Origin of the sequence: Streptomyces sp. NRRL S-455 (assembly GCF_000717875.1) — a bacterium.
GTDB lineage: Bacteria > Actinomycetota > Actinomycetes > Streptomycetales > Streptomycetaceae > Streptomyces.
Window position 1 is genome coordinate 39,410 of the sequence record NZ_JOCT01000040.1, and the last position, 15,020, is coordinate 54,429.

A 15,020-nucleotide genomic window follows, 5' to 3' on the forward strand; every position below is an offset into this window, starting at 1 on the left:
CGCGCATGCCGGTCCCCCCGAGACTGGCGGAGTGTCAGACCCGAACGCGTACCGGACCGCGAGCGCCGCACACCAGGGCATCTGGCTGGCCCACCAGCTGGACCCCGACAGCACGCTGTACACCTGCGGTGTCCGCCTCGTCCTCGAAGGTCACCTCGACGTCCCGGCGCTGCGTGCGGCCGTGCGGCGGGCGCTCACGGAAGCGGAGAGCCTGCGGGCGCGGTTCGTCGTGTACGAGGACGAACTGCGCCTGCGCATCGCGGACCTCCCCGAGGACCCGCTGCCCGTCGTCGACCTGCGCGCGGAACCCGCCGGCGCGGAAGCCGCCGCCCGTGCCTGGACCGACGGCGACCTGGCCACCTCCATGGACCCCGGGCGCGGTCCGCTGGCCGCGCACACCCTGCTCAGGCTGGCCGACGACCGGGCCTGGCTGCACCTGCGCTACCACCACATCGTCCTCGACGGCTACGGCCAGAACCTCTACCTGCGCCGCCTCGCGGACCTCTACGGCGCCCTGGCGGCCGGCCGCGACCCCGGCACCGGGCCCTTCGCCTCCCTGGACCGCCTCCTCGCCGAGGACGCGGAGTACCGCCTCTCCCCGCGCCACGCGCGCGACCGCGCCCACTGGCTGCGCGAGTTCGGTGAGCCACCCGCCCCCGTCACCCTCGCCGGACGCACCGCCGCGCCCTCGGCAGCCGTGCTGCGCAGCGCCGTACGGCTGTCCGGGGAGCGGGTGAGCGGGCTCCTGGAGGCGGTGCCGGGCGCCGCGGGCCGCTGGTCGCTGCTCGTCGTCGCCGCGACCGCCGCGTATCTGCACCGGCTCGACGGCGCGCGCGAGGTGGTCGTCGGACTGCCGCTGGCCGCCCGCGTGGGACGGGCGGCCGCGGCCACCCCGTCCATGGCGGTGAACGTGCTGCCGCTGCGCCTCACCCTCGGCCCCACGACGACGTTCTCCCAGCTCGTCGCCCAGACCCGCGGACGCGTCAGCGACGCGATCAGGCACCAGCGCTACCGGAGCGAGGAACTCCGCGCGGAACTGGGCCTGTTGGGCGTCTCGAACGACCTGTACGCGGTGTCCGTCAACACCGTCGCCTTCGAGGAGGAACCGGCCTTCGCCGGCCTGCGCGTCACCCGCCACCAGGTCATGACGGGTCCGGTCAAGGACCTGTCGGTCGTCGCCGTCGGTACGCAGGACGGCAGTGGTGGCGTGCTCGTCGAACTCGAAGCCAACCCCGCCGTGTACGACGAGACGGAACTCGCCCTGCATCGCGACCGCTTCACCGCCTGCCTGGACGCCTTCGCCCGCACCCCCGACGAGCCCGTGGCCCACCTCGACGTGCTCTTCGGGGAGGAGCGCCGACTGCTCCACGCGTGGCGCGACCCCGGCCCGGACGCGCCCCCGCCGACGGAGAGCCTCGCGCGGCTCTTCGAGCGCCGGGCCGCGCTCCACGCCGCGGACACGGCGCTGGTCGACGCCGAACAGACCCTCACCTACGCAGAGGTGAACGAACGGGCGAACCGGCTGGCCCGGCTCCTCGTCGCGCGGGGCGTCCGGCCCGGCGATCTCGTGGGGGTGCTCATGGAGCGCTCGGCGCACCTCGTGGTGGCGATCCTCGCGACCCTGAAGGCCGGCGCGGGCTATGTGCCGCTGCACCACGGCCACCCCCGGGAGCGGTCCTGGCAGATCCTCGACGACACGGCGGCGCGCCTGCTCCTCGTCGACGCCTCGGCGGAGGGACACGGGGACGTGGCGGGGAACCTGCCCGTGATCGAGGTCGGTCCGGGGGCGGGGACCGGGCCGTCGGCCGATCTCGGCACCGACGTGCCGGGGGACGCTCTGGCGTACGTGATGTTCACCTCCGGGTCGACCGGTCGGCCCAAGGGCGTGGCGGTCACCCACGCGGGCGTGGCCGCCTTCGCGCTCGACCGGTGCTGGAGCGACGCCGTCGCCGAGTGCGTGGTCTTCCACGCCAACCACGCCTTCGACGCCTCGACGTACGAACTCTGGGTGCCCCTGCTGCGCGGCGGACGCGTGGTCGTGGCGCCGGCCGGGCCCCCCACCGCCGCACACATCGGACGGCTCATCACCACCCACCGGGCCACCAACTTCCACGCGACCGCCGGTCTCTTCCGGGTCCTCGCCCAGGAGGCACCCCACATCTTCGCCGGGCTGCGGGAGATCTCCACCGGCGGCGACATCGTCTCCGCGGACGCCGTCCGCGCCCTGCAGCGGGCCTGCCCGGACCTGGTGATCCGCTCCACCTACGGGCCGACGGAGACCACCGCCTTCGCCACCCACATCCCGTTCACCGCCACCGACCCGGTGCCCGAGGCCGTGCCGATCGGCCGCCCCATGGACCACACGCGCGCCCACGTCCTGGACGCCCGGCTGCGCCCCGTCCCCATCGGCGTCCCGGGCGAGCTGTACCTGGCGGGCGCGGGCCTGGCCCGCGGCTACTGGCGGCGTCCCGCCACGACCGCCGAACGGTTCGTGGCCGACCCCTTCGGCGGACCGGGCGAGCGCATGTACCGCACGGGAGACATCACCCGTTGGCGCGCGGACGGCGCACTCGAGTACCTGGAGCGCGCCGACGACCAGGTCAAGGTGCGCGGCTTCCGCATCGAGCCCGGCGAGGTCGAATCGGCGCTCAGACGCCACCCCGAGGTGGGCCAGGCGGTCGCCCTGGTGACGGACTCCGGCGCACCGGCGGCGGCGCCCGGCTCGGCGCGGCAGCGGGACGGGGTGGACAAACGGCTCGTCGCGTACGTCGTGCCCGCGGGCACGGCCGGCTCCGGCTGCGCCCCGCACCCCGGAGAGCTGCGCGCCGCGCTGGCCCGGCAGTTGCCGGACTACATGGTGCCCGCGGCCGTCGTCGTCCTGGACGCCCTGCCGATCACCGCGAACGGCAAGCTCGACCGCGCCGCCCTGCCCGTGCCCGACTTCGGCACGCCGACGCCGGGGAGGGGGCCCCGCACCCCGCTGGAGGCGGTGCTGTGCGAGCTCTTCGCCGACGTCCTCGGCGTCGAGCGGGCAGGGATCGACGACAGCTTCTTCGACTTGGGCGGGCACTCGCTGACGGCCACACGCCTCGCGGGCCGGGTGCGCTCGCGGCTCGGCCTGGAACTCGAGATGCGGACCCTGTTCGAGACGCCGACGGTCGCCGCGCTGGCCCAGGACCTGGCGGGGGCGAAACGCGTCCGGCCGCCGCTGGAGCCCGCGCCCCCCGCGTCCCCGCACGATCCGCTGCCGCTGTCCTACGCCCAGCGCCGCCTGTGGTTCATGGCGCAGTTGGAGGGCCCGAACGCGACCTACAACATGCCGCTGGCCCTGCGGCTCTCAGGGCCGCTCGACCGGCCCGCCCTCGCCAGGGCGCTGGCCGACGTGTCGGACCGGCACGCGCCCCTGCGCACCGTCTTCCCCCAGGGGCCCGACGGCCGGCCCCACCAGCGGATCCTGAACGGCCGGGCGGGCCGGCCGCCGCTCACCGTGGTCGAGTCGGACCCCGACGAGCTGCCGGGGCTGCTCGCCACGCAGGCCGCCCGCGGCTTCGACCTCACCCGCCAGGTGCCCCTGCGCGCCACGCTGTTCTGTGTCGCCCCCGACGAGCACGTCCTGCTCCTGGTCGTCCACCACATCGCGGGCGACGCCTGGTCGGTGCCGCCACTGGTGCGGGACCTGTCCGCGGCGTACGCGGCCCGCCGTGCGGGGAGCCCCGCCGACCTGCCACCGCTGCCCGTGAGCTACGCGGACTACACGCTCTGGCAGCGGGAACTGCTGGGCGAACCGGACGACCCCGGCAGCCTCGCCGGATCCCAACTCGCCTACTGGCGCGACGCGTTGCGGGGGCTTCCGCAGGAGCCGGCCCTGCCCTACGACCGGCCGCGCCCGCAGGCCGCCTCGCACCGGGGCGGCTCCGTGCCACTCGTCGTCGACGCGCCGCTGCACGACCGGCTCGGGCGGCTGGCCCGCGACGCCGGGGCCAGCGTGTTCATGGTCGTGCAGGCCGCCGTCGCGGCGCTCCTGACCCGGCTCGGCGCGGGCGAGGACATTCCCCTCGGGGCGCCCGTGGCCGGGCGTGCGGAGGACGCCCTCGACGACCTGGTGGGCTTCTTCGTCAACACGCTGGTGCTGCGCACCGACACCTCCGGCGACCCGACCTTCCGCGAACTCCTCGCCCGAGTGCGGGAGGGCGACCTGTCGGCGTTCGCCCACCAGGACCTGCCCTTCGACCGGCTCGTCGAGGCACTCAACCCGCCCCGGTCGCTGGCGCGGCACCCGCTGTTCCAGGTGATGCTCGCCTTCCAGAGCGTGCCCGACGCCGAGCCGGAACTGACCGGGCTGCGCGTGCGGCGCGAGCCGCTCGCCGCGCCCGCCGTCAAGTTCGACCTCTCCTTCGAACTCGCCGAACACTTCGCGGCGGACGGCGCGGCCGCCGGAATCAGCGGCACGGTCGAGTACGCCCGTGACCTGTTCGACGAGCGGACGGCGGCCGCCGTGGCGCGGCGCCTGGTGCGCCTCCTCGACGCGGTGACCACCGACGCGGACCTTCCGCTCAGCGGCATCGACGTCCTCGAACCCGCCGAGCGCACCGGCCTGCTGGCCGGCCGGCACGACACCCGCGGCCCGCTCCCCGAAGTCATGGTGCCGGACCTCTTCGCCGCCCACGTGGCCCGCACGCCGCGGGCCACCGCGCTCGTCTTCGGCGACACCGAGCTGTCGTACCGCGAACTGGACGCCCGGGTGGACCGTCTGGCCGGCCGCCTGGCCCGGCTCGGCGCGGGCCCCGAACACGTCGTCGGCATCGCGCTGCCGAGGTCGACCGAGCTGATCGTCACGCTCCTGGCGATCCTCAGGACCGGTGCCGCCTTCCTGCCGCTGGACCCGCACCTTCCCCCGGACCGCATCGCGTTCATGGCCGAGGACACGGCCCCGATGTGCGTCGTGACACGCGAGTCGCTTGTCGCGGGACTGCCGGACGCCGGCTGCCCGCTGCTCGTACTGGACGGACCGGACCTCGACGAATCCGGCCGGGACGGACCCGGGGACCCGGCCGGTCCTCACGAGCCCGCCCCGGCGCCGTTCCCGCACGGGGACCACCCCGCCTATGTGATCTACACGTCCGGTTCGACGGGGCGGCCCAAGGGCGTCATGGTGACGCGGGACGGCCTCGCCAACCGCCTGTCCTGGATGCAGCAGCGCTACCCCCTCACCCCCGGCGACCGGGTGCTGCAGAAGACCCCCGCGAGCTTCGACGTGTCCGTCTGGGAGTTCTTCTGGCCCCTGACGCAGGGCGCGACGCTGGTCGTCGCCGAACCGGAGGGGCACAAGGACCCGGACTACCTGGCCGATGTGATCCGCGAGCGCGGTGTGACCGTGACCCACTTCGTGCCGTCGATGCTCCAGGCCTACCTGCGGGCACCGCGCGCCGGTGAACCCTCGCCGCTGCGCCGGGTGTTCTGCAGCGGGGAGGCCCTGTCCCGGGAGCTGGAGGCGGACTTCTTCGCCACCGTCGACGCACCGCTGACCAACCTCTACGGGCCGACCGAGACCGCGGTGGACGTCACCGCCTGGGACTGCCGGCCCGCCGACGCGACGAACGCCGGGCCCGTCCCGATCGGCGAACCCGTCACCAACACCCGCCTCTACGTCCTGGACAGCCGCCTCGGCCTCGTCCCGCCGGGCGTGGTGGGGGAGCTGTACGTGGCGGGCGTGCAACTGGCACGCGGCTACGTGCGGCGGCCCGGGCTGACGGCGGAACGCTTCGTCGCGGACCCGTTCGCGGCGACGTACGGGCTGTCCGGTGAGCGCATGTACCGCACCGGCGACCTGGCGCGCCGCCGGCCCGACGGGCAGCTGGAGTACGTCGGACGCGTCGACGACCAGGTGAAGGTGCGCGGTTTCCGCATCGAACCGGGCGAGATCGAGGCCGCCCTGCTCCGCCACCCCGGGGTGGCGCAGGCCGCGGTGGTGGTCCGGGCGGACGGTCCCGGGGAGCCCCGGCTCATCGGCTATGTGGTGCCCACCGCCGCCGACCGGACCGACGGCGACGCGTGCGAGCCGGTGGACGTGCGGCGCTCCGTGCGGGAGCTGCTGCCCGACTACATGGTGCCGGCGGCCGTGGTCGTCCTGGACGCCCTGCCGGTGACGGCGAACGGCAAGCTCGACCGCGCGGCGCTGCCGGCCCCCGGATTCACCGTCGCACCCGGCGGCCGCGGCCCTCGCACGGCCCGCGAGCGGACGCTGTGCGCGCTGTTCGCCGAGGTGCTCGCGGTGGACCCGGTCACCGTCGACGACGGCTTCTTCGACCTCGGTGGCGACAGCATCCTCTCGATCGACCTGGTCGGCCGGGCACGCGCGGCCGGTATCGGACTCACGCCCGGCGACGTGTTCCGCTGCCCGACGGTCGCGGAACTCGCCGACGTGGCAGGCGACCTGACCGAAGACAGTACGCCCACCGGGCCCGGCCCCGAGCCGGGAACGGGTGACCTGTTGCCGACGCCCGTCATGCACTGGCTCCGCGAGCGCGGTGGCGCGGTCGACGGCTTCCACCAGTCGGTGCTGGTCTGGACCCCGCCTGAGCTGGACGAGGCGGGTCTCACCACGGCGCTGCGGGCCCTGCTCGACCACCATGACGCCCTGCGGATGCGCCTGGGCGGCGACGGTACGCGGTGGCTCCCGCACATCAGCGAGGCGGGCACCGTCGACGCGGCCCGCTGTCTGCGCAGGGTCGACGTGGCCGGGGCGGACGACGCGGGGCTGCGTGAGCGCGTCGCCGCGGAGGCTCCGGCCGCGGCGGGCCGCCTGAGGCCGCGCGAGGGGGTCGTGCTCCAGGCCGTGTGGTTCGACGCGGGCCGCGAGCGGAGCGGCCAACTCCTCATGACCGCCCACCACGTGGCGGTCGACGCGGTGTCCTGGCGCATCCTGCTCGCCGACCTCGCCGCCGCCTGGGAGGCCGTCACCGAGGGGCATCGGCCGGCACTGGCGCCCGTGCCGACCTCCCTGCGGAGCTGGGCCGCCGCCCTCGTGGCACAGGCGCGGACGCCGCAACGGCTGGCGGAGCTGCCCTTTTGGACCGCAGTTCTCAAGGAGACCGAACCACCCCTGGGCGAACGCCCGTTGGATCCGCGGACCGACCTGGGCGAGACCGCCCGTTCCCACACGGTGACCCTCCGGGCGGCGGACACGGAACCGCTCCTGGACCGGGTGACCGCCGCCTTCCGCACCGACGTGCCCACCGTGCTTCTCACCGGCCTCGCCGTCGCCCTCGCCGCATGGCGCCGCGACCGAGGGAGGGCCGGGGGCGGGAGCGTGCTGATCGACGTGGAGGGGCACGGCCGCGAGGCGTCACTCGTGCCCGGCGCCGATGTGTCCCGCACGGTGGGCTGGTTCACCACCCTGCACCCCGTGCGCCTGGACGCGGGCCTCGACGACACCGGCACCGACGACGACACCGGCACCGACACCGACCAGAACGGCAACCGGGACGGCATCCGGGCGGCAGGCCCCGCGCTGGGCGCCGCGCTGAAACGGGTCAAGGAACAGCTGCGGGCGGTGCCGGACAACGGCGTCGGCCACGGCCTGCTGCGCCACCTGAACAGCGACACGGCGGACACGCTCGCCGCGCTCGCCCGCCCGCAGATCCTCTTCAACCACCTGGGCAGACTCGCCGTCGCCGACTCCCTCGCGCCCACCCCCTGGCGCCCCGTCGCCGCCCCGCAGGGACCGCCGCACGGCACACCGGGCTTGGCCCTGTCCCACGTACTGGAGATCACGACGCTCGTCGAGGACCACGGCACGGGACCGCGCCTGCGCGCCACCCTCTCCTGGCCCGGCGGCCTGCTCGCCGAGGCGGAGGTGGCCCGACTCGCCCGGATGTGGCTGGAGGCTCTGCGGAGCCTGGCCCGCCACGCGGAGCGGCCGGGTGCGGGCGGCCGGTCCCCGTCCGACCTGGGCCTGGTCTCCCTCAGTCAGGAGCAGATCGAGCGGCTCGAACACACCTGGAGGACAGCGCGGTGAGCGCGGACATCGAAGACATCCTGCCGCTGACACCATTGCAGGAAGGGCTGCTGTACCAGGCCCAGCACGGCACGACGGGCCCTGCGGGCACGGTGGACGGGTACGGCGTGCAGCTGACCCTGCGCCTGGCCGGCACCGTCGATCACGGCCTGCTGCGCACCGCCTGCCGGGCCCTTCTGCGCCGGCACGCGAACCTGCGCGCGGGATTCCTGCACCAGGACCTCGACCGGCCCGTCCAGGTCGTCGCCGCCGACGTGGACACCCCGTGGCAGGAGTGGGACCTGCGGGACACGGGCCGGGGCGCGGACGCGCCGCGCGCACGGGAGGCGGCGGCCGACCGGCTGCTCGCCGACGAGCGCGACCGCGGGTTCGACCTGATCCGCCCGCCTCTGCTGCGCTGCACCCTCCTCCGACTCGCCGACGAGGAGCACCTGTTCACCCTCACCTACCACCACATCCTCCTCGACGGCTGGTCGCTGCCCGTCCTCGTACGGGAACTGCTCACCCTCTACGCGCACCACGGCGACCCGGCGCACCTGCCGAAGGTCCGCCCCTACCGCGACTACCTCGCCTGGCTCGCGGAACGGGATCACGACGCCGCCCGGGCGGCGTGGTCCTCGGCACTGGCCGGGATCGAAGAGCCCACACGTCTGTCGACGGCGGCCCGTCCCGGGCAGGACCGGCGGGTGCCCCGCGCCGACCGGCCACCTCAGGCGCCCGCGCACCTCACCATGGACCTCCCCGAGCGCCTCACCCGGGAGCTGCGCGCGTGCGCCGCCGCGCACGGCGTCACCCTGAGCACTCTGGTCCAGGGAGGCTGGGGTGTCCTCCTGCACAAGCTGACCGGGCGGGACGACGTGGTGTTCGGCAGCGTCGTGTCGGTGCGGCCACCGGAACTCCCCGGTGTCGCGGACATGGTGGGGCTGCTCATCAACACCGTGCCCGTGCGCGTGCGGACCGCACCCGGCGACAGCCTGGCCGCCGTCTGCGCGCGACTTCAGGCGCGGCAGGCACAGCTGATCGACCATCAGCACATCGGACTCGCCGAGCTCCAGCGTCTCGCGGGCACCGGCGAACTGTTCGACACGGTCGTCGTCCACGAGAGCTATCCGGTCGGCCTCGCGCCCGTGGACCCGGACGTCCCCGGTCCGCGCATCACGGGCACGCGGGACCAGGGAGGCACGCACTACCCGCTGGCCCTGATCACGCACCCCGGTGACCGGCTGAGACTGCGCCTGGAGCACCGCGCGGACCTCTTCGACGCCGCCACGGCGCGCGTTTTCCTGGACCGCCTGGTCCGGATCCTGCGGACGATGGCGACGGACCCCGGGCGCCTGGTGGCCCGGACGGACGTCCTGGCCGAGGAGGAACGCGAGCGCGTCCTCACCGACTGGGCCCGGGGCGCGCCCCCGGCCGGCCCCGGGCGGCAGCCGGCCCCCACGCTGCCCGTCCTCTTCGCCGCCCGGGCGGCGAAAACCCCCGACCGGGTGGCCGTCGAGGAGGGGAGCACCCGCCTCACCTACCGGGGACTGGACGCGCGCGCCGAAGCGCTGGCCCGCGAGCTCGTCGCGTGCGGCGCGGGCCCGGAGCGCCGGGTGGCCGTCGCGATGGACCGCTCGGCGGACCTCGTGGTGGCGCTCCTCGCCGTGGTGCGGACCGGCGCCTCCTACGTGCCGCTCGACCCGCGCTGGCCGGAGGAACGGCGCCGTTTCGTCCTGGCCGACACCGGCGCGAGCGTCCTGCTCACCGACGGGGCGGCACCGCGCGCCCTCGGCCCGGCCACCGCACGCGGCCACGCCACGCCCGCCCACCCGGACACCCTCGCGTACGTGATCTACACCTCTGGCTCGACGGGCGTGCCCAAGGGCGTCGCCGTCACGCACCGGGACGTGATCGCCCTCGCGGCCGACACGAAACTGAGCGGCGGCGCGCACGAGCGGGTCCTGCTGCACTCCTCCCACGCCTTCGACGCGTCCACGTACGAGATATGGGTGCCGCTCCTCAACGGCGGCCGGATCGTCGTCGCACCGCCCGGCCCGCTGACCGCGCCAAGCGTCGAGGAGCTGGTCGCCGGGCACGGGCTGACGGGGATGTTCCTTACGGCCGGCCTGCTGAGGGTCCTCGCCGAGCAGGCGGCGGGCTGTTTCGCGGGACTCCGGGAGGTGTGGACGGGCGGCGAGCGGGTGCCGCCCGAGCCACTGCGTGCCGTGCTGGACGCGTGCCCGGGAACCGCTGTCGTCGCCGTGTACGGGCCGACCGAGACTACGACCTTCGCCACCTGCCGGACGTTCGCCCCCGGCGACCGGGTCCCGGACGCGGTGCCGATCGGCCGCCCCCTGGACGGCACACGCGCCTACGTCCTGGACGGCGCCCTCGGCCTCGCCCCGCCCGGCACGGTGGGGGAGCTGTACCTCGCGGGCGCGGGCGTCGCGCGCGGGTACGCCCACCGCCCCGGCCTGACCGCCGAGCGCTTCCTCGCGGACCCGTTCGCGGCGGCGTACGGACTGTCCGGCGAGCGCATGTACCGCACCGGCGACCTGGCGCGCTGGACGCCCGACGGGCAGCTGGAGTTCGCCGGGCGCACCGACGACCAGGTGAAGGTGCGCGGCTTCCGCATCGAGCCGGGCGAGGTCGAGGCGGTACTCGGCGAGCAGGAAGGCATCGGGCACGCGGCGGTCGTGGTCCGCGAGGACCGCCCGGGCGACCGGCGACTCGTCGCGTACGTGGTGCCCGCCCGCGGAGTCGCCCGCGACGAGGTCGACGCCGCGCGGGTGACCGAGGCGGCGGCCGAGCGCCTCCCGGGCTATCTGGTGCCTTCGGCGGTCGTCGTACTCGACACCCTGCCGCTGACGGTCAACGGCAAGCTCGACAGCGCGGCCCTCCCGGCTCCCGGGCGGGCCACGGCGGCCGGCGGCCGTGCGCCGCGCTCGGAGCGTGAGCGCACCCTGTGCGACCTGTTCGCCGAGGTGCTCGCGCTGCCCGAGGTCACCATCGACGACAGCTTCTTCGCGCTCGGCGGCGACAGCCTGACGAGCCTGCGCCTGGCGGGCCGGGTCCGCTCCGCCCTGGGCGTGGACCTCGACCTTCGGCTCCTGTTCCGGCACCCGACGGTGGCGTCCCTGGAGCCGCGGCTGAAGCAGCCCACCACGGCCGCGCCGCGGCGTCCCGCCCTGCGGCGCATGCGCTGACCGGCCAGGACACCGCACGTGGCGCCGTACACCGCACCCGGCACAGAGGAGAACCCCGAGTGATCCCCCTATCGTTCGCGCAGCGGAGCCTGTGGCTCACCGGGCAGCTTGAGGGCCGCTCGGCCACGTACAACATCCCGCTCGCCCTGCGCCTGACCGGGGTCCTGGACCGGGCGGCTCTGGCGGCGGCGCTGCGGGACCTGGTCGAGCGGCACGAGAGCCTGCGGACCGTGATCGGGCGGCACGAGGGCGAGCCCTGCCAGGTGATCCTCGACACCGACGACGTGGGCGAGCTCCTGACGGACGTGACACCGACCGCCACGAGCCCCCGGGACGAGACCGAACCCGGAGCCGGAGCCGGACCCGAACCCGCTGTGGTCCCGGGCGAGTTCACCACGTACGAGTTCGATCTCACGACGCAGGCACCGCTGCGGGCGTGGCTGTGCGGGATCGGACCGGACGAGCACCTCCTCACCCTGGTCGTGCACCACATCGCGGCCGACGGCTGGTCGATGGGCGTGCTGCTGCGTGACCTCGGGCAGGCCTACGCGGCACGACGCGAGGGGCGCGCCCCCGAGTGGGAGGCGCTGCCGGTGCAGTACGCGGACTACACCCTGTGGCAGCGCGAACTGCTCGGCGACGAGGGCGACCCGCACAGTCTCGCCGCCCGCCAGCTGGCCCACTGGCGGGACCGGCTGGCGGGCCTGCCGGAGGAACTGACCCTGCCCACGGACCGGCCCCGCCCACCGGTCGCGAGCCGGCGCGGCGGCACGGTCCCGCTGGAGTTCGGCCCGGAGCTGCACGGCCACCTCACCGAGGTCGCCCACGAGCTGGGCGCGAGCCTGTTCATGGTGGTGTGTGCCGGGCTGGTGGCCTTGCTGTCCCGGCTCGGCGCGGGCGACCACATCACCGTCGGCACACCGGTGGCGGGCCGCACCGACGACGCCCTGAGCGATCTGGTGGGCTGCTTCGTCAACACCCTCGTGCTGCGCACCGACGCGAGCGGCGATCCGACGTTCACGGACCTCGTGCAGCGCGTACGGGAGGCGGACCTGGCGGCGCTCGCACACCAGGACATCCCGTTCGAGCGGCTCGTGGAGGCCGTGAACCCGGCGCGCTCGCCGTCCCGCCACCCGCTGTTCCAGGTGATGCTCGCCTTCCAGAAATTCACCGACGTGGCACCCCAACTTCCCGATCTTCAAGTCGAGTTGCTGCCGCTCGACAGTCCCGCCGCCCACTTCGACCTCTCCTTCGACCTCACCGAACGGCACGACGCCGACGGCCGGGCGGCCGGCATCACCGGCACCCTCTGCCATGCCACCGACCTGTACACCCACGACACCGCCCGGCGCATCGCCGAGCGCCTCGTCCGCCTCCTGACCGCCGCCGCCGACGACCCGCGGCGGCCGGTCGCCGCCCTCGACCTCCTCGCCCCGGCCGAGCGCGCACTCCTCCTGGCCGAAGGGCACGGCACCCGCGGCCCGGCCGCCCGGCCGGACACGGTGACAGGGCTGTTCGCGGCGCGCGTGGCGCAGCGCCCGGACGCGACCGCGCTCGTCTTCGCGGACACCGAACTCACCTACCGTGACCTCGACACCCTCTCCGACCGCCTCGCCCAGCGCCTGCGCGCCCGTGGCGCGGGCCCCGAACGCCTGGTCGCGGTCGTCATGGACCGCTCCGCCGACCTCGTCGTGACGCTCCTCGCGGTCCTCAAGACCGGCGCCGGCTACGTCCCGCTCGAACCCGAAACACCCCCGGCACGGACCCGCCTCGTCCTCGACGACACGCGCCCGGTCCTCCTGCTCACCGACGGCACCGCCGAACTCCCGCCGGACACCGGCATCCCCCTCCTCGACGTCACCGCCGGCCACGACGCGACGGCCCACCGCGACGAGGGCGGTACGCACCCGACGCCGCCGCCCGCCCCCGTCCACCCCGGCAACGCCGTGTACGTGATGTACACGTCCGGCTCGACGGGCCGGCCGAAGGGCGTCGTGACACCGCACGCGGCCGTGGCGGCGTTCGCGGCCCACCCGCCGTGGCGGCGCGACGGCGCCCCGGACGCCGTGCTCTTCCACGCCAACCACGCCTTCGACGCGTCGACCTACGAGGTCTGGGCCACGCTCGCCCACGGCGGCCGCGTGGTGATCGCCCCGCCGGGTCCCCTGAACGGCGCGGCCGTGGCCGAGCACATCGCCCGGCACGGCCTGACCCGGCTCCATGCGACCGCCGGCCTCTTCCGTGTCTGGGCGGAGGAGGAACCGGAGGTCTTCAAGGGGCTGCGCGAGGTGACGACCGGCGGTGACGTCGTCTCCGCCGCCGGGGTCCGCGCGGTGCTGCGCGCCTGCCCGGACACCGTGGTCACGGCCGCGTACGGCCCCACCGAGACAACCGCCTTCAGCACGCTCGGCACCTTCACCGGGGACCCGGACCGCGTCCCGAACACGGTGCCGATCGGCCGCCCGATGGACGGCATGCGCACCTACGTCCTCGACCATCGCCTGGCCCTCGTACCGCCCGGCGTCGTCGGGGAGCTGTACGTGGCGGGCACCGGCCTCGCGCGCGGCTACGCCCACCTCCCCGGCCTGACCGCGGAGCGCTTCGTGGCGGACCCGTACGCGGCGGCGTACGGAGCCGGGGGCGAGCGCATGTACCGCACCGGAGACCTGGCCCGCCGACTGCCCGACGGGCAGCTGGAGTTCGCGGGCCGCGTCGACGACCAGGTGAAGGTGCGCGGCTTCCGCGTCGAGCTGGGCGAGGTCGAGGCCGCGCTGCTCGGTCACCCGGACGTGGCGCGCACGGTCGCGGCGGTCAAGGAGGACGGCTCCGGCGACAAGAACCTGATCGGATACGTCGTTCCGGAACGCGCCGACCGCCCGGAACCGGCCCCCGACGGTGCCCCGGAGCCCGTGGACACCGAGGCGATCCTCCGCCACGCCCGGACCGTCCTCCCCGACCACGCGGTGCCGTCCGCGATCGTGCTCCTTCGGACGCTGCCGCTCACCGCCAACGGCAAGCTGGACCGCGCGGCCCTGCCCCATCCCGGCCCCATCGCCGCGACCTCCGGCGGCCGCGCCCCCCGCTCCCCGCGCGAACACGCCCTGTGCGCGCTGTTCGCCGAGATCCTCGGCCTGCCCGAGGTGACGATCGACGACAACTTCTTCGCCCTGGGCGGGCATTCGCTGCTCGCGACCCGCCTGGTGAGCCGGGTGCGGACCGAACTCGGCGTCGACCTGGGTATGGCGGAGCTGTACGCGGCGCAGACGGTGGAGGCGCTGGCCCGCGAACTCCCCGGCACCGGCGGCAGGCCGCGCCCACCCCTACGCGCCGTCCGGCACCGGCCCGCCCGGCTTCCGGTGTCCTTCGCCCAGCAGCGGCTCTGGTTCCTGGGGGAGCTGTCCGGCCGCTCGGCGACGTACAACATCCCCTTGACGGTCCGGCTGACCGGCCCCGTGGACATCGCCGCCCTCGCGGCGGCGCTGCGCGACGTGGTCGAGCGGCACGAGAGCCTGCGGACGGTGATCGGTCAGGCCGAGGGTGAGCCGTACCAGCGGGTGCTCGGCATGGCCGAGGCGGGCGAACTGCTCAGGGTGGTGGAGGCGGTCCCGCGGGAGCTGCCGCACAAGGCGGCCACCCACGAGTTCGACCTGGCGGAGGAGCCGCCGCTACGGGCGTGGTTGACCGCGACCGGCCCCGACGAACACCTCCTCGCCCTGGTGGTGCACCACATCGCGGGCGACGGCTGGTCGATGGGGCCGCTGGCACGTGATCTGGGGCGGGCGTATGCGGCGCGTTGTGAGGGGCGGGGCCCGGGG

3 protein-coding genes are annotated in these 15,020 nt (G+C 75.1%); all 3 read left to right on the forward strand.

What is annotated here, in order from left to right; translation table 11 throughout:
- The first annotated feature begins 31 nt into the window (after window positions 1-31).
- Complete coding sequence (locus tag IE97_RS0135630; protein ID WP_030250675.1) at window positions 32-8,017, forward strand: non-ribosomal peptide synthetase; 7,986 nt, start codon at window positions 32-34, stop codon at window positions 8,015-8,017.
- Window positions 8,014-11,205: a non-ribosomal peptide synthetase gene (locus IE97_RS39545; protein ID WP_051705249.1), complete on the forward strand. Its 3,192-nt coding sequence runs from the start codon at window positions 8,014-8,016 to the stop codon at window positions 11,203-11,205. Before IE97_RS0135630 ends, IE97_RS39545 begins: the two co-directional genes overlap by 4 nt.
- A 59-nt stretch (window positions 11,206-11,264) precedes the next feature.
- Window positions 11,265-15,020: non-ribosomal peptide synthetase (locus tag IE97_RS39550; protein ID WP_030250679.1), on the forward strand; the 3,756-nt coding region annotated here is incomplete at its 3' end.